Genomic DNA, 14,772 nt, shown 5'->3' with positions numbered 1-14,772 from the left:
GCTGCGCTCCGGGTCTCGAAAATCACCCTTTTCGGCTCGCCATCGTCTGAATGTCGATCAAGCCTAAGGCCGTTACGCGAGCGGTTTGCGCATGCGGATAAGCGGGACGGGCGCTCCGCCGCGCGCATCCTCGATATGCTCGATGGCTTCGTATCCGCTGACCTTGTAGAGCGGAATGCCCGCCGCCGTTCCCATCAGTTCGCACGAGGTGAAGCCCTCGGCTTTCGCGGCTGCCTCGCAGTGCGCGAGCAGGGCGCTACCGATACCGCGCCGGACCCACGCGGGATCGGTGTACATCGCCCGCACACGCGCGGCTTCGGTGGCTGGATCGAGCAGGCGCGGTTCGCGAAGGCCTGCCGAGTGATCGCCGCCATAAAGAGTCGCGCGACGGCTCCAGCCACCGCAGCCGACGATCTGGCCGTCGATCTCCGCCGCGAAATAGGTTCGGTCTTCCACCAGCTGGCGGTCGAGGCCCATGACGGCCTTGCTCGATTCGATCTGTTCGGGGGACAGGAAATCGCCCTGCAGGTGCGCGATGGCCGCGTCCATGATCTGCGAAAGGCGCGGCAGGTCTTCGGGCAGGGCGGTACGGATGACGGGCTGTGTCTTGGAAGGGGCCACGGATCTTTCCTCAGGTCTTGAATGATGCCGCCATGTCATAATCGACACCGCCCAGCCAAGCGTGTAAGGCCGCTGGATGGCTGAAAAACCGGCAACCCCGCTGCTCGATACCGTTGATACTCCGGATGACCTGCGCAGGCTCAAGCCCGCACAATTGCGCCAGCTCGCCGATGAACTGCGTGCAGAGACGATCTCTGCCGTCGGACACACCGGCGGCCACCTCGGCTCGGGCCTTGGCGTGGTCGAGCTGACCGTTGCCATCCACTACGTTTTCAACACGCCTGCCGACCGGCTGATCTGGGACGTCGGCCATCAGGCCTACCCGCACAAGATCCTGACCGGTCGCCGTGACCGTATCCGCACGCTGCGTCAGGGCGGAGGACTTTCGGGCTTCACCAAGCGTTCGGAAAGCGAATACGATCCCTTCGGCACCGCGCACAGTTCGACCTCGATTTCGGCAGCGCTGGGGTTTGCCGTGGCGAACAAGATCGCGGGCAAGCCGGGGCGCGGCATCGCCGTGATCGGCGACGGCGCGATGAGCGCAGGGATGGCCTACGAGGCGATGAACAACGCCGAGGCCGCCGGAAACCGCCTTGTCGTGATCCTCAACGACAACGACATGTCGATCGCGCCGCCGGTCGGTGGGCTTTCGTCCTACCTCGCGCGTCTGGTGTCTTCCGGCAAGTTCCTGGGTCTGCGCGAACTCGCGCGCAAATTCGCCCGCCGCCTGCCGCGCCCGCTGCACACGGCGGCGCGCAAGACCGAATCGTTCGCGCGCGGTATGGCCATGGGCGGCACGCTGTTCGAGGAACTGGGCTTCTACTACGTCGGCCCGATCGACGGGCATGACCTCGATTCGCTGGTGCCTGTGCTCGAAAACGTGCGCGATGCGGGCGAAGGCCCGATCCTCGTCCATGTCGTGACGCAGAAGGGCAAGGGCTACGGCCCCGCCGAACAGGCGGCGGACAAGTATCACGGCGTCCAGAAGTTCGACGTCATCACCGGGGAACAGGCCAAGGCGCCTGCTGGTCCGCCCAGCTACACCGGCACCTTCGCCAAGGCGCTGCTGGCCGAAGCCATGGTCGATCCGACGATCTGCGCGATCACTGCGGCGATGCCGTCCGGCACCGGGCTCGACAAGTTCGCGCAGACCTTCCCCGATCGCAGCTTCGATGTCGGCATTGCCGAACAGCACGCGGTGACGTTCGCGGCAGGGCTTGCGGCGCAAGGGATGCGCCCGTTCTGCGCGATCTACTCGACCTTCCTCCAGCGCGCCTTCGATCAGGTGGTGCACGATGTGGCGCTCCAGAACCTGCCGGTGCGCTTTGCGATCGACCGTGCGGGCCTCGTCGGCGCCGATGGTGCCACGCATGCCGGTTCGTTCGACGTGACCTATCTCGCTACGCTGCCCAACATGGTGGTGATGGCCGCTGCAGACGAGGCGGAACTGGTCCACATGGTCCATACCGCTGCGAAGCACGACAGCAGCCCGATCGCCTTCCGCTATCCGCGCGGCAACGGCGTCGGCGTGGCGCTTCCCGAGGTTCCCGAACAGCTGGAGATCGGCAAGGGCCGCGTGGTCCGTGAAGGCTCCAAGGTGGCGATCCTATCGCTCGGCACGCGTCTGGCCGAAGCGCTCAAGGCCGCCGACACGCTCGATGCCAAGGGGCTTTCGACGACGGTTGCGGACATGCGCTTCGCCAAGCCGCTCGATACCGACCTGATCCGCCGCCTGATGCTGAGCCATGAGGTGATCATCACCATCGAGGAAGGCTCGGTCGGTGGTCTTGGCGCCCATGTCCTCACCATGGCGAGCGACGAGGGGCTGACCGATGCGGGCCTCAAGATCCGCACGATGCGGCTGCCCGACGTGTTCCAGGACCACGACAAGCCCGATGCGCAGTACGACGAGGCGGGCCTCAATGCGCCGAATATCGTCGATACCGTGCTCAAGGCGCTGCGCCACAACAGCACCGGCGTTGCCGAGGCGCGCGCCTGAAATCGGCCCTCAGAGCCTGCTGGTCATGCGGGCTCTTCGGGAATGAAGCGCAGGACACCGGCAAGCCGCGCTGGCTTGCCGGTGTCTCTGGTGTGATTGATGCCATCCGTCACCGGCACTTCGGCAAAGTCGAAGGGGCTCATGCCGTCGAGGCAGGCGACGTTCACGCCATATTGGTTGGGGTTCGAGCGGCGCTGATGGTGCGTGTAGATGCCGCAGCGTGAACAGAAGAAGTGCTCCGCTTCCCGTGTGTTGAAGCGGTAGCTCGTCAGCACGTCTTCGCCTTCGATGATCTTCACGCCGCCCATCTCGGCGGAAACGGCGACGGCACCGCGCATCCGGCAATAGGAGCAGGTGCAGCGCCGGATGGAGCGGAAGCCGTCGCTCAAGGTCGCCTCGAACCGGACCGCGCCGCAGTGGCATTGCCCTCCATGTGTATCCGGTGTCTGGGTGCCCTGTTGATTGTCGGATGTCATTGTCGGCTCTCCCGTTTTTCAGCTGGAGCAGGAGTATGGCGGGCTGCGTTCATGGCGCCAAGAGCCTGCGCGGCTGACAGCAAAAGGCCCGGAAGATCGTTTGATCCTCCGGGCCTTTGTTTGTCAGTGCTTTGTGACCGGGTGCATTCCTGCCTCGCTGGCCTCCAGCCCGGCTTCCGTCGCGCCGAGCGGCGGCTCGTCGGGCTGACCGGCGCCCAGCGTGCCAAGGTGCATCCAGCGCCGCACCAGCGGCGAGAGCGCCAGCACGACCACCGCGATGCCGATCGTCACCCAGCCGATGCGGGTATAGACGTGGAGCGTGACGGCCTTGCTCATCTCGCCGCCGGCACCGCTCGTCGCCTCGCCGATCTTGCCGGCGATGAAGTTGCCTGCCGCCGTCATGTAGAACCACGCGCCCATCACGAAGCTGCCCAGATGCAGCGGCGAGAGGCGCGTCATGGCGGAAAGGCCGACCGGCGAGAGGCACAGCTCGCCGGTGGTGTGCAGCAGGTAGATCAGGAACACGAAGACGACCGAGGTCATCACCGCAGGGTTGTCGGTGCCTGCGCCCCACACGAAGACGAGGAAGCCGAGGCCGACCTGGATCAGCGCGTAGCCAAACTTGGCAGGCGCCGAAGGCTCCCAGCCGCGCCTGGCGAGCCACTGCCACAGCCCTGCGAAGACCGGACCGAACAGCACGATGTAGATCGGGTTGATCGACTGGAACAGGCTGGTCGGCACCCCGCCGCGATCGACGAACTTGTCGGTATAGAGGCTGAGCGAGCCGCCCGCCTGCTCATAGAGCCCCCAGAAGATCGGGTTGAGCAGGACGAGGAAGATGACGGCATATAGGCGATCGCGGGGATGATGCTGGATGCTCCGGCTTTCCACCAGACAGACGTAGAGGGCGATCACTATGCCGGCGAGAATACCACCATACCCAATGGTCGACTCAACGCGGCCCGTGGAGAGCGCAAGCGCTGAAATCAGCAGCACGGTAAGCCCGGCCGCCATCGTGTAGACCCGTCCTCGCGGTGCCTCGGAAATGCCGCCGTAGGGAAGCGTGAACACGGCCTGGAACAGTGTATAGGCCAGCATCGCGATACCGCAGACGATCAGCGCGGTCTGGATCACGTCGAGGTACTGGATAAGCAGCCAGATCACGCCGACAGAGGCCACGCCGATGCCGTAGAGCATCCATTCGCGCGCCTTGGCGAGCGGGACGGGGGGCTCGCCGTTGCCGCGCAGGGCCGGTTTGCCGAAGGCGAAGATCACCATGCCCAGCACCATGCCGATGCCCGCAAGGCCGAAGCCCCACGACCAGCCGATGGTCTCGCCCAGATAGCCCACGAGGATCGTGCCGAGCGCCGAGCCGGTGTTGATGCCCATGTAGAAGATCGTATAGGCGCTGTCGCGGCGGATGTCGGTGATCTTGTAAAGCTGGCCGACGATGACCGAGATGTTGGCCTTCAGGAAGCCCGAGCCGACGATGATCAGCGCCAGTGCGAGCCAGAACACGTTGATCGCCGGGTCAGCCTGCTTGGTGGCGGGATCGGTGATCCCGTGCAGCCCCTCATAGGCCATGGCCAGGTGGCCAAGCGCCAGCACGATGCCGCCGAACAGCACCGCCTTGCGCTGCCCCAGCCAGCGGTCAGCCAGATAGCCGCCCAGCACCGGGGTGATGTAGACGAGGCTGGTATAGCCGCCGTAGATCAGGCTGGCATGGCCATCGTCGAACAGCCAGAACTTGGTGAGGTAGAGGATCAGCAGCGCGCGCATGCCGTAGTAGGAAAAGCGTTCCCACATCTCGGCATAGAACAGCACGAACAGGCCGCGCGGGTGGCCTGCGAATTCCTCGCTGCGGCGTGCGGCGATCAGGCCGCCCACCATCAACACCACGAAAAGGGCAACAGCGGCAATCGCGCCGATCCAGTCCCCCTCGTTCCACATTTCCATCGGCTTCATGCGAAGTCCCACCATCCCTGTAGCACGTCGGCGGTTCGCCGATCTGAAACGGGGAGGTTATCAACCCGCGCGACGGTGTAAATGGGAGCGAAACCGGACCTTGTGCGTTCCAACTATGGCACAGGTATCGGAAAACGTGGAAATACCTTGCCCATTGCGCAGTTCAGGGTCCAGTGGCACTTTGAAAGCGCGCAGGATGTAGCACTCGCGCAAGATAATGATTCGCGTGGCTTTGAAACTTTTTTGGGGGTGACACCGATGATCCGCTCGGAACTGCTGCATGTGCTGGCAAAGGAAAATCCGGAACTGCGCATCGAGGATGTGGAGCGCGCACTCGATACTTTCTTCGAAGAGATCACCCAGCGACTGGCCGATGGCGGCCGTGTCGAGCTGCGTGGCTTCGGCGCGTTTTCCACGCGGGAACGCGAAGGTCGTACCGGCCGCAACCCCCGCACGGGTGACAGCGTGGAAGTGCCCGCCAAGCGCGTACCTTATTTCAAGCCCGGCAAGGAAATCCGCGAGCGCCTCAACGCCGAATGATACGCTAGGCGATTTTCCGTGTCTGGGGGGCAGGGCACTGGAGAATTGCATAAAGTGTGTGATTTTGACGGATTTTCCGTGAACGCGTTTGCGGTCTGCGCAGACGCTGGTATGGGCTGCCAGCCGTGCCCGGCATCGGGCAGGCAATCACCGGGCGGGCGTGGCGGAATGGTAGACGCAGCGGACTTAAAATCCGTTTGGGCTTCCCAGTGCGGGTTCGAGTCCCGCCGCCCGCACCAGTGGTTTTTCAAAGCCTTGTGCAAGTTCTGACAGCTGTCCTGCGAAGTGCTCCTGCAAATATTAATACTTTTTAAATTTGCGATACCGTAAAACACGGGCTGCGGCATCAGCATGTAGTTTCAAAGAATCGGGTGGCCATGCGTTAGTGGACCGTTTTTTCGTCCGCACCGCTGTGCGGATGGGCAAAGGGGTATGGCAAGGTCATGGAGCACGTCGGTGGTTTCGATCCGGTTTACCCGGCCGAAGTCGCGCCCAGCGGTGCGGAGCTTCGCGAGCGGCCGCGCTTTGCGCTCTTGCTGCGTAGCGCGAAGCTGATAGGCGATCAGGGCGAGTTCCTCTGTATCGTGCGCGACGTATCCGAAAGCGGCGTGCGGCTGAAACTGTTCAACGACCTCTCCCGGATGACAGGGCTTTCGCTGGAAATGGCGACCGGCGATCTTTTCGCCCTCGACATGGTATGGGCCCGCGATGGCGAAGCCGGGTTCCGCTTTCTCGATCCTATAGACGTTCAGCGCTTTATCGGTGAGGGTGGCCCCTATCCCAAGCGCCCGATCCGCCTGCGCCTGCGTCATCCGGCCCGGTTGATGATAGCCGGAGAACCGCACGCGGCGATGATCGTTGACCTTTCGCGGCAGGGCGCCGGGGTCGAGACCCAGCGCCATCTCGCCATCGGTCAGCGCATGCGGCTGGAAGCGGAAGGCCTGCCACCCTTCGACGCCACCGTCTGCTGGCGCCGTCATCCGGGTTATGGGCTCGTTTTCACGCAGTTGATGAGCCTGGAGGAACTGGCCGAACGTTCGGCTCGCGTGCAGGCGATGAGCTTTACCGAGGCGCCCTGATACCGTGGGAGTTTGGGTTCAGCCCGGAGTGAAGATCATCGCTGCGCCGTTCATGCAATAACGCTTGCCGGTTGGTGGTGGCCCGTCGTCGAAAACGTGGCCCAGATGGCCGCCGCAGCGCGAACATCGCACTTCGGTTCGCACCATGCCGAAAGTCCGGTCGGTCGCGGTCAGCACTGCGCCGGGCAGGGGTTTCCAGAAGCTGGGCCATCCGGTGTGACTGTCGAACTTGGTCTTTGATGAAAAGAGCGGGTTGCGATCTGCAGGACAGACGAAAGTGCCGGATCGATGCTCGCCGTTGAGCGGCGAGGAATAAGCGCGCTCGGTGCCGGCTTTTCGCAGAATTGCGAACTGCGTGGGCGTAAGGCGTTGTCGCCATTGGTCTTCGGTGAAGTTGACCGGATAGCTGCGCGCCTTTGCCGGAGCTGCGATGGCGAGCGCACTGGCAGAGCCCATGGCTGCAAGCAAGGTGCGGCGGGACAGCGATATTTGATCGAATGATCGGGGCATGGCGCGATCTCCTCGTTACAGGAGATCGCGTCGCGCGGCGCGAAGTCAATGGGGCGCAGGTTTTTTGCTGGCGGAGCGCCCGACGATCATACGTAAAATGCGTGCGGCAAGGCTCTTTCGGACAGGTGCCGGGCCCGATTTCATGACTCTCTTGCGGAAGAGGCGCGCGCCGAACCGGATCAGGACGATCACCCAGGCGATTTGCCATGCGATGGCCAGCAGATGCGGCCAAAGCCTGGGATCCTGCGCTGCGCGGGCGAGCATCGCATAGGGGGAACTGAACGGGAAGAGGCAGATGGCGATCTCGCCGGGGCTGCCGGGCACGGTAACCGCAAAGGTCGCCAGAAAGAAGATCACCAGTTGCATCATCGAGGCGGGCATCGACAGCGTCTGCACTTCGCGCACCGTTGTCGCCATCGAGCCTATGGCCAGGAATACCGATCCCAGCAGCAGATAGGCCAGCATGAAATAGATGGCGCCAAGCGCGAAGAGAGCGGGCCAGCCCACGGCAGGAGTAGGCAGTGTCAACGAGACATGACCGCCGATCAGGATCGCGCCGGCCAACGATCCCCAACAGGCAATGCCGACCAGCGATATTCCCAGCATCGCGAACAGCTTGCCCATGAAGACCGCATCCATCGGAATGGCGGCCGCCAGAACTTCGATGATCTTGTTTCCTTTTTCCTCCACCAGATTGGAGAGGACCATGCCCGCCAGCAGCATCGTCAACAGGAACAGAAGGGTCTGTGCGCCTTTCGCGGTCGCCAGCTCTCCGGCATGCTGGCTGGCGCCCGATGTCGTGGTCGTCACCAGCGTAACCGATGGGTAACGGGCATCGGGCCCGGTTTTTGCAGCCTGTGCCAGCAGCGCCGTTGGACCGCGCCAGTCTTCGAGGCGGCCTCGCGTGCCGGTGAGGCGCGGGGCGGCAGGTGTGCCCGAGAGGATCGCGGCGACTTCGCCCTTGCCGTTGCGCAGCGCGAGACCGGGATCGAAATGTTGCCCCGGTGCCAGCCGCTGCACCACTGTCAGATCCGGCAGGACGGCAGCGAATTCTGGCTTCAGGCGATCGTATGCGCCCAGTACGGCGTCCACGTCGGCAGACTGCATGGCGATGCCCAGTTGAGGCGGTGACACGCTCTTTTCTGCATGCGAGCCCAGTCCATGGGCGAGGGCGAGGATAACGACCGGGAACAGCGGCCCGCACAGGAACCAGAGGAAACTGCGGCTGAGCAGGATCGCAAAGAAGTCGCGCCGCGCAACTACGAAGGCGGCGGAGAGGATCGGCAGGCGGCCCTTCATGCGGCGTCTCCTTCGGTGGCGGATTGTGTGAGCGCCCGCGCGGCGGCCTCTCCGGCGATGGAGACGAAGGCATCGTGCAGCCCGGCCCGCTCGATCGACAGCGAGAGGATACCGGCATCGCCCTCGATCAGGGCACGCAGCAGCGGCTCGATGCCGCTCTCGGGCAGGGCGAAGAGGTGATAGCGCCCCTCGCGCCGGGTATCGGCGGGCAGGACGTGGCGCCAGGGGCCTTCGGGATCGCGGGTTTCCAGCCGCACGCGCGGGCGGATACGGTCGCGCGCGACATCGACCGGTCCGGCGAAGGGAACGCGGCCGCCCGCAATGATCGCGACATCGTCGCACAGGCGCTCGGCATGGGCGATGACATGGGTTGAGAAGATCACGGTCGTGCCGGCTGCCGCCAGCGCGCGCATGGTCTCTTCGAGCCGCCCCTGATTGATTGCATCGAGGCCGGAGAAAGGCTCGTCGAAGATGACGAGGCGGGGATGATGGACCAAGGTGCCCAGAATCTGCACCTGTTGCGCCATGCCCTTGGAGAGCTGGCGGATCTGCCGGTCGGCGGCATGGCCAAGGCCGTGCTCTTCCAGCAGGGCCCGGCCGCGTTCGCGCCCGATCTTCAGGGGCAGGCCGCGCAGTGCGCCCAGGAAGGCGATCGCCTCCACCGCTTTCATGGCGGGATAGAGGCCGCGCTCTTCGGGAAGGTAGCCGATCAGCCGCGCGACATCCTGCGGGTTTGCGGCGCCCAGCACACGACGCGAGCCTTCGTCCGGGTCGATGATGCCCAGCAGCATCCGCAGCGTCGTGGTCTTGCCCGCGCCGTTGGGGCCGAGAATGCCGTAGAGCGCCCCTTCGGGCACGGAAATGTCGACACCGTTGACAGCAGTGGTGCCCTCGAAGCGCTTGATCAGGCCCCGCGCTTCTATCGCGAGCGGCCGGTCGGAGGGGGGCGTTTCTGCCAGCATCGCATTGCCCGGCCCATCTGCTACGTTGTCGCTCACCGTACTATCTCCTATGGGCCGCCGCCGGGTGCCCGATAAGACGGTGCCCTGTGAAAGGAACCCTTGCAAGCGTGACGACCACCGCGCTCGAATTGCTGGCGAAAGACCTTGAGGCAGAGGCGCGTGCGCTGGGCTTCGCGGCTTTCGGTATCGCGTCGGCGCGCGAGGACGAAGTGCGGGCGGCGCGACTGGAAGAATGGCTGGCAGAGGGCGCCTATGGCTCGATGGAGTGGATGGCCGATCGCCTCCATCACCGCCGCTCGCCGCAGGGCCTGTGGCCGCAGGCGCGCAGCGTCATCGCGCTGGGAATGAGCTATGCCCCCGCGCTCGATCCGCTGCGGCTGGAGGCTGAGCCGCAGGTCGGACGCATCTCGGTCTATGCGCAAGGCGCGGATTACCACGATGTCGTGAAGAAGGCGCTCAAGCATCTGGCGCGCTGGCTGGTGAGCGAGGCTGCGAAGCGGGGGATACCCGATGCCGAGGTGAAGGTGTTCACCGATACCGCGCCGGTGATGGAAAAGCCGCTGGGGCAGGCAGCAGGGCTGGGCTGGCAGGGCAAGCACACCAATCTGGTCAGCCGCGAGGAAGGCTCGTGGCTGTTTCTGGGCGAAATCTACACCAGCCTCGATCTGGCCCTTTCAACGCCGGGTCGCGATCGCTGCGGATCGTGCAGCGCCTGTCAGGACGCCTGCCCGACAGCGGCGTTTCCGGCGCCCTACCGATTGGATGCGCGGCGTTGCATCAGCTATCTGACGATCGAGCACAAGGGGCCGGTGCCCGAGGAATTCCGGGCAGCGCTGGGTAATCGTATTTATGGCTGCGACGATTGTCTGGCGGTCTGCCCGTGGAACAAGTTCGCCGACACCGCGCATCGCATCAAGGCGTTTCTGCCGCGAGCCGAACTGACCGCGCCGGAGCTTGCCGATCTGCTGACGCTGGACGATGCGGGCTTTCGCAAGCTGTTCTCGGGCTCGCCGATCAAGCGGGTGGGGCGCAACCGGTTCGTACGCAACTGCCTCTATGCGGCAGGCAACAGCGGTCTGGCAAAGCTGTCGCCGCTGGTGGAAGCACTGCTCGGCGACGAGGATGAAGCCGTCGCCGATGCAGCTAAGTGGGCCTTGGAGAGATTGCAGGATCGGCAGAAGGCCTGAGAGTCCGTTACATCAGGTCCTTGAGGTTGGTCTCGATGTCCGCCAGCGCATCGGGATCGACTTTCGTGCCCGCCTCGATCAGCTTGCGACCCTGCACGTAGTCCTTCACCCGGTTGACGGCATCGATGGCGAGCACGCGGCCGTCTTTCAGGTACACCACCGAGAACGCCCGCGTGGCCGGATCGCCGCGCAGCACGGCGGTGTCGTGACCCGCACCGATCCCGGCGGTCTGCAGTTTCAGGTCGTACTGGTTCGACCAGAACCACGGGAAGGCCTTGTAGGGGGCAGGCTCGTTCGCGCCTCCTTCATCGGCCTGCGCGGCGCAGATCGCCTTGGCCACGCTGGTCGCCATGTCGTTGGCGTTCTGCACCGATTCCACGCGCATCACGCGCCCGCCCGCAAAGTCGCAGGCGAAGGCCGCGCAGTCGCCGATGGCATAGATGTCGGGCAGCGAGGTGCGGCAGAACTCGTCGACATCGACGCCGTTCGCCCCGCTCGCGCCTGCCAGGATCAGCGGGCCGACGGCAGGCACGATGCCGATGCCCACGATCACGGCGTCGGCGGGCAGGACCTCGCCATCGGCCAGGCGCACGCCGGTCACGCGCTTGCCGTCGCCTTCGAGGCCCTCGACCGCCGCGCCGATGCGCAGGTCTACGCCATGGGCGCGGTGCTCGTCCTGATAGAACGCCGAGAGCGCCTCTCCGGCCACGCGCGCCAGCACCCGGTCGAGCGCTTCGAGCAGCGTCACCTCAAGGCCCAGTTTGGCCATCACAGCCGCCGCCTCCAGCCCGATATAGCCGCCGCCAATGACGACGATCTTCCTCGCGCCGGCATCGACTTCGGCCATCAGCGTATCGCAATCCTCGCGGGTGCGCACGGCGTGAATGCCTGCGAGTTCCGCGCCCGCACACGAGAGGCGACGCGGATCGCCGCCGGTCGCCCAGACGAGCGTGCCGTAGGTCATCGTCTCACCATCGGAGAGCGTCACCGAATGCCCCGCCGCATCGACCTTCACCACTTCGATGCCGAGGCGGAAGGTCACGTCCTTCTCCGCCCAGAACGTCGGCGGGCGGATATAGAGCCGGTCGAAGGTCTTCTCGCGCGCGAAGTATTCCTTGGAGAGCGGCGGGCGCTCGTAAGGATACTCCGGCTCGCGCCCGATCACGGTCACGCTGCCTGAAAAGCCGTTCTGCCGAAGCGCAATGGCGCACTGCGCACCGCCATGCCCCGCGCCCACGATGATTACGTCTCTATGCGTCATGGCCGGGGTGTAGGCCGCAAATGCGCGGCCCGGTCAATGCCCGTAATGCGAACGGGCTGTTTCAACTGTGTTTCAGTGCATCCATGGTCAATTCCAGCGAGCGGATCTGGGCCTGTGGATCGTAGGTCGCGCAGGCGCAGATCACTTCATCGGCGCCGGTGCGTTCGACGAAGGCCTCGATGCTTTCCCGCACGTCCTGCGGGGTGCCGACGGCGCGCACGGAGCGGACCTGCTCCAGCATGGCATTCGCGGCGGCAGGCAGGCTGGCGCGATAGTCGCGGATCGGCGGCGGCAGGCGCAGCGGCTGGCCCGAGCGCAGGGCAACGAAGCTCTGGTCGGTGGAAGAAGCGAGATATTCGGCCTCTTCGCGGGTATCGGCGGCCAGCACGTTGATCGCGGCCATGAAGTGCGGCTTGTCGAGCGTGGCCGAGGGCTGGAACCGCTCGCGATAGATGCGCGCGGCCTCGTCGAGGTGCGTTGGCGCGAAGTGCGAGGCAAAGGCGTAGGGCAGGCCGAGCACGGCGGCGAGCTGCGCGCCGAACAGGCTGGAGCCGAGCACCCAGATCGCCACGTCCGCGCCCGAGGCCTGCGGCGAGGCGACGCCGCCCACCGCCTGCCCACCGAAGCGGGCCTGCAGTTCGACGATATCGTTGGGGAAGCGCTCCGCCGCGCCGACGATATCCTTGCGCAGCGCCTGTGCGAGGCGCCCATCGGCGCCTGCTGCGCGCCCGAGTCCAAGGTCGATACGGCCGGGAAACAGCGCCGCGAGCGTGCCGAACTGTTCGGCGATCAGATAAGGCGTATGGTTGGGCAGCATGATGCCGCCCGCGCCGATGCGGATCGTGCTGGTCGCATTGCCAAGATGTGCGAGCACGACCGAAGTCGCGCCTCCCGCAATCCCGTCCATCCCGTGATGCTCTGCCACCCAGAAGCGCGAGTAGCCGGCTTTCTCGGCAGCCTGCGCGGTCGCGGTGGTTGCAGCGAGGGCCGAGGAGATGCTCTCGCCCTCACGGACGGGAACGAGATCGAGCAGGGAGAGGGGAATTGTCATTTCGGTTTCGCGGGTGTCCCTTGCTGGGCGGGAGCGGCGGTCTTGGCGGCTGCAGCGCTTGTCGCCGGTCCCTGCGCATCGATCTGGTCTAGCTGGCTGAGGTAATCGCGCGCGGTCTGCGCCTCGTCGCTGTCGGGATCGGCCTGGATCACCGACTGCCAGCTCTTGCGGGCGGCATCCTCGTGCTTGGAGAGCATGGCGATGGCGCCTGCCTCAAGTCCGACGGCGGCGCCATAAGGCGACTTGGGCGGGGAAAGCGCCCCGGCCTTCTCGATCTGGGTCTGGGCTTCGGCGAGGTTGCCGAGACGGCGCGAAAGCGTGGCCGAGAGCAGCCAGACTTGCGCGTTATTCGGATCGGCCTGACGACGCTCCGCCAATACGACTCCGGCCTGTACAGGTTGTCCCACGGCGACCAGCGCGCGGGCACGGTCGAGGTCGATCGAGGTGACGAGGCTGCCGTCGCTGCCCGCCTTGGCGTCGGTTTCGGCATCGCCGAGAAGGGCGAGCGCAACGGTGGGGTCGTTGGCCGCGAGTGCCGCGTTGCCTGCCATCGCGCCAAGCCGGGCGCGGCTGGCATGGTCGCTGGCATCGGCCGCATCGCGTGCCTGCGTGAAGGCGCGCTGGGCGTCAGGCCACTGGTCGAGCGCGGTGTAAGCCTGGCCCAGGCACATCCCGGCGCGTACACGGACGGCGCCGGTCGCGCTGGACATGGCCTTTTCGGCAACGTCCACGGCCTGCTCGGGGTCGGCATCGACCGCGTCGATACAGCCTGACGCCGCTTTGGGCTGCGGCAAAAGCGGCGCCGAAGCGGCGGCATCTGCCGCGTCCTGCTCACGCTTGCGGGCCTGATTGGCCTTCTTCTCGATGATCTCTTCGGGCAGCGCCGAAGGGCCGGTCTGCATGCCGGTGATCGGATCGACCTGAAGCATCATCAGCGGCGCGAAGAGCAGGGGGAACGGCATGGCGGGCAGGTCTTTCGGGTCAGGTCGCGGCTGGTTCGTGCGTCAGGATCAGGTGCGCAACGGTGCCCAGCAGCAGACGGATATCGGATTCGCGCGAAAGGCGATGATCGCCGTCCTTGATGAGCGTGACCTGCACCTCGGATGAACGCAGGTGCTCGGCAAGGCGCAGGGAAATGTCGAAGGGCACATCGGTATCGCGCTGGCCGTGGAGCAGGCGCACCGGGCCGTCGAAAGCGATTTCGCGATCGAGCATGAGGTTGGCCTGACCGTCCGCCCAGAAGCCGGGATGCGTCGGCGTGGGCTCGGGGCCGTATGGGTTCTCTTCCCAGAGCGTTGCACCATCGGCCAGCAGCGCCTTGTCCATCTGCGCAATGCCCCAATCGGTATGATCGGGCGCAGGCGCGATGCCGACCAGACCGCGCACGCGATCGGGCAGGGCTTCGGCCACCAGCAGCATCAGCCAGCCGCCGGTCGAGGAGCCGACAAGGACGACCTCGTCCAGTTCCAGCGCCTCGATCAGCGCGATCACCTCGTCCCGCCAGCGCGAAAGGGTGGCGTTTGCAAATTCGCCGCCGCTTTCGCCGCAGCCCGAATAGTCGAGCAGCAGGCAGGCGCGCCCGTTCGCCTGGGCCATCGCGAAGAGGGCCAGCGCTTTCGATCCGGTCATGTCGGAAAGGTATCCGGGCAGGAACACGATGGCGGGGCCGGCGCCGGCCGTGAAGCGATAGGCAATGCGGCGCCCGTCGGCGAGGGTGAGGTATTGCGGCGGGAAGGGAACGACAGTCTCGGTCATGGCCCGCCATCTGGGGATGCGCGGCGGCAAGGGCAAGTCTCGAAAGGTAAGCGATTGTACGGGAGGA

Annotated in this window: 14 protein-coding genes and 1 tRNA gene; 5 read left to right on the top strand and 10 right to left on the bottom strand. The window is 65.3% G+C overall.

The genetic code is table 11. The features are described 5' to 3' along the window. Positions 1-72: 72 nt before the first annotated feature. Entirely contained in the window at positions 73-549 is a 477-nt protein-coding gene (locus tag CI805_RS02165) for a GNAT family N-acetyltransferase (protein WP_260927711.1), read from the bottom strand. A 148-nt stretch (positions 550-697) separates the two neighbouring features. Here CI805_RS02165 and dxs point away from each other — a divergent pair, with 148 nt between their 5' ends. Continuing rightward, the gene (gene dxs, locus CI805_RS02160; RefSeq protein WP_260925702.1) at positions 698-2,620 is read left to right on the top strand and encodes a 1-deoxy-D-xylulose-5-phosphate synthase; all 1,923 of its coding nucleotides are present in this window, start codon (positions 698-700) and stop codon (positions 2,618-2,620) included. A 23-nt stretch (positions 2,621-2,643) separates the two neighbouring features. Here the strand turns inward: dxs and CI805_RS02155 are convergent, their stop codons facing one another. After that, the gene (locus tag CI805_RS02155) at positions 2,644-3,096 is read right to left on the bottom strand and encodes a GFA family protein (protein ID WP_260925700.1); all 453 of its coding nucleotides are present in this window, start codon (positions 3,094-3,096) and stop codon (positions 2,644-2,646) included. 123 nt (positions 3,097-3,219) lie between these two features. Beyond that, positions 3,220-5,061, bottom strand: coding sequence for a peptide MFS transporter (locus tag CI805_RS02150; RefSeq protein WP_260925698.1), 1,842 nt, complete (start codon positions 5,059-5,061; stop codon positions 3,220-3,222). A 258-nt stretch (positions 5,062-5,319) separates the two neighbouring features. Here CI805_RS02150 and CI805_RS02145 point away from each other — a divergent pair, with 258 nt between their 5' ends. From CI805_RS02145 to CI805_RS02135, 3 genes are all read left to right on the top strand, one after another. After that, positions 5,320-5,601 carry an integration host factor subunit beta gene (locus CI805_RS02145; protein ID WP_260927710.1) on the top strand — a complete coding sequence of 94 codons (282 nt, stop codon included), beginning with the start codon at positions 5,320-5,322 and terminating at the stop codon, positions 5,599-5,601. Positions 5,602-5,755: 154 nt separating this feature from the next. Further along, positions 5,756-5,840: transfer RNA gene (locus tag CI805_RS02140), tRNA-Leu, on the top strand. A gap of 204 nt (positions 5,841-6,044) precedes the next feature. After that, the gene (locus CI805_RS02135; RefSeq protein WP_260925697.1) at positions 6,045-6,680 is read left to right on the top strand and encodes a PilZ domain-containing protein; all 636 of its coding nucleotides are present in this window, start codon (positions 6,045-6,047) and stop codon (positions 6,678-6,680) included. An 18-nt stretch (positions 6,681-6,698) separates the two neighbouring features. Here CI805_RS02135 and msrB read toward each other — a convergent pair whose 3' ends face one another. The 3 genes from msrB to CI805_RS02120 are packed head-to-tail and all read right to left on the bottom strand — an operon-like array spanning position 6,699 to position 9,451. Beyond that, on the bottom strand, positions 6,699-7,190 hold the full coding sequence (msrB, locus tag CI805_RS02130) for a peptide-methionine (R)-S-oxide reductase MsrB (protein ID WP_260925695.1): 492 nt from the start codon (positions 7,188-7,190) through the stop codon (positions 6,699-6,701). Between the two features lie 45 nt (positions 7,191-7,235). Beyond that, entirely contained in the window at positions 7,236-8,489 is a 1,254-nt protein-coding gene (locus CI805_RS02125; protein WP_260925693.1) for an ABC transporter permease, read from the bottom strand. After that, positions 8,486-9,451 (bottom strand): ABC transporter ATP-binding protein, encoded by a 966-nt coding sequence (locus tag CI805_RS02120; protein WP_260927709.1) that lies wholly within the window; start codon positions 9,449-9,451, stop codon positions 8,486-8,488. Before CI805_RS02120 ends, CI805_RS02125 begins: the two co-directional genes overlap by 4 nt. A gap of 107 nt (positions 9,452-9,558) precedes the next feature. On the opposite strand from CI805_RS02120, the gene queG reads away from it, so the two are divergent. Continuing rightward, complete coding sequence (queG, locus tag CI805_RS02115) at positions 9,559-10,638, top strand: tRNA epoxyqueuosine(34) reductase QueG (protein WP_260925690.1); 1,080 nt, start codon at positions 9,559-9,561, stop codon at positions 10,636-10,638. A gap of 7 nt (positions 10,639-10,645) precedes the next feature. Here queG and CI805_RS02110 read toward each other — a convergent pair whose 3' ends face one another. From CI805_RS02110 to CI805_RS02095, 4 genes are all read right to left on the bottom strand, one after another. After that, positions 10,646-11,899, bottom strand: coding sequence for an NAD(P)/FAD-dependent oxidoreductase (locus CI805_RS02110; RefSeq protein ID WP_260925688.1), 1,254 nt, complete (start codon positions 11,897-11,899; stop codon positions 10,646-10,648). Positions 11,900-11,960: 61 nt separating this feature from the next. After that, complete coding sequence (locus tag CI805_RS02105; protein ID WP_260925686.1) at positions 11,961-12,950, bottom strand: LLM class flavin-dependent oxidoreductase; 990 nt, start codon at positions 12,948-12,950, stop codon at positions 11,961-11,963. After that, the gene (locus CI805_RS02100) at positions 12,947-13,912 is read right to left on the bottom strand and encodes a hypothetical protein (protein WP_260925684.1); all 966 of its coding nucleotides are present in this window, start codon (positions 13,910-13,912) and stop codon (positions 12,947-12,949) included. Before CI805_RS02100 ends, CI805_RS02105 begins: the two co-directional genes overlap by 4 nt. 19 nt (positions 13,913-13,931) lie before the next feature. Beyond that, positions 13,932-14,705, bottom strand: a complete 774-nt coding sequence (locus CI805_RS02095) for an alpha/beta fold hydrolase (RefSeq protein ID WP_260925682.1) — start codon at positions 14,703-14,705, stop codon at positions 13,932-13,934. Positions 14,706-14,772: the final 67 nt, after the last annotated feature.

The organism is Novosphingobium sp. 9 (genome assembly GCF_025340265.1).
Classification (GTDB): Bacteria; Pseudomonadota; Alphaproteobacteria; order Sphingomonadales; family Sphingomonadaceae; genus Novosphingobium.
The sequence above is the reverse complement of the archived record's forward strand: the minus strand, read 5'-3'. Positions and strand labels throughout refer to the sequence as shown.

Bases quoted from the DNA above. Each gene is read 5' to 3' on its own strand.
- CI805_RS02150 (WP_260925698.1), bottom strand. From the start codon at position 5,061: ATGAAGCCGATGGAAATGTGGAACGAGGGGGACTGGATCGGCGCGATT.
- CI805_RS02095 (WP_260925682.1), bottom strand. From the start codon at position 14,705: ATGACCGAGACTGTCGTTCCCTTCCCGCCGCAATACCTCACCCTCGCC.
- CI805_RS02165 (WP_260927711.1), bottom strand. From the start codon at position 549: ATGGACGCGGCCATCGCGCACCTGCAGGGCGATTTCCTGTCCCCCGAA.
- CI805_RS02105 (WP_260925686.1), bottom strand. From the start codon at position 12,950: ATGACAATTCCCCTCTCCCTGCTCGATCTCGTTCCCGTCCGTGAGGGC.
- CI805_RS02135 (WP_260925697.1), top strand. From the start codon at position 6,045: ATGGAGCACGTCGGTGGTTTCGATCCGGTTTACCCGGCCGAAGTCGCG.
- CI805_RS02110 (WP_260925688.1), bottom strand. From the start codon at position 11,899: ATGACGCATAGAGACGTAATCATCGTGGGCGCGGGGCATGGCGGTGCG.
- CI805_RS02120 (WP_260927709.1), bottom strand. From the start codon at position 9,451: ATGCTGGCAGAAACGCCCCCCTCCGACCGGCCGCTCGCGATAGAAGCG.
- CI805_RS02125 (WP_260925693.1), bottom strand. From the start codon at position 8,489: ATGAAGGGCCGCCTGCCGATCCTCTCCGCCGCCTTCGTAGTTGCGCGG.
- dxs (WP_260925702.1), top strand. From the start codon at position 698: ATGGCTGAAAAACCGGCAACCCCGCTGCTCGATACCGTTGATACTCCG.
- CI805_RS02145 (WP_260927710.1), top strand. From the start codon at position 5,320: ATGATCCGCTCGGAACTGCTGCATGTGCTGGCAAAGGAAAATCCGGAA.
- CI805_RS02155 (WP_260925700.1), bottom strand. From the start codon at position 3,096: ATGACATCCGACAATCAACAGGGCACCCAGACACCGGATACACATGGA.
- CI805_RS02100 (WP_260925684.1), bottom strand. From the start codon at position 13,912: ATGCCGTTCCCCCTGCTCTTCGCGCCGCTGATGATGCTTCAGGTCGAT.
- msrB (WP_260925695.1), bottom strand. From the start codon at position 7,190: ATGCCCCGATCATTCGATCAAATATCGCTGTCCCGCCGCACCTTGCTT.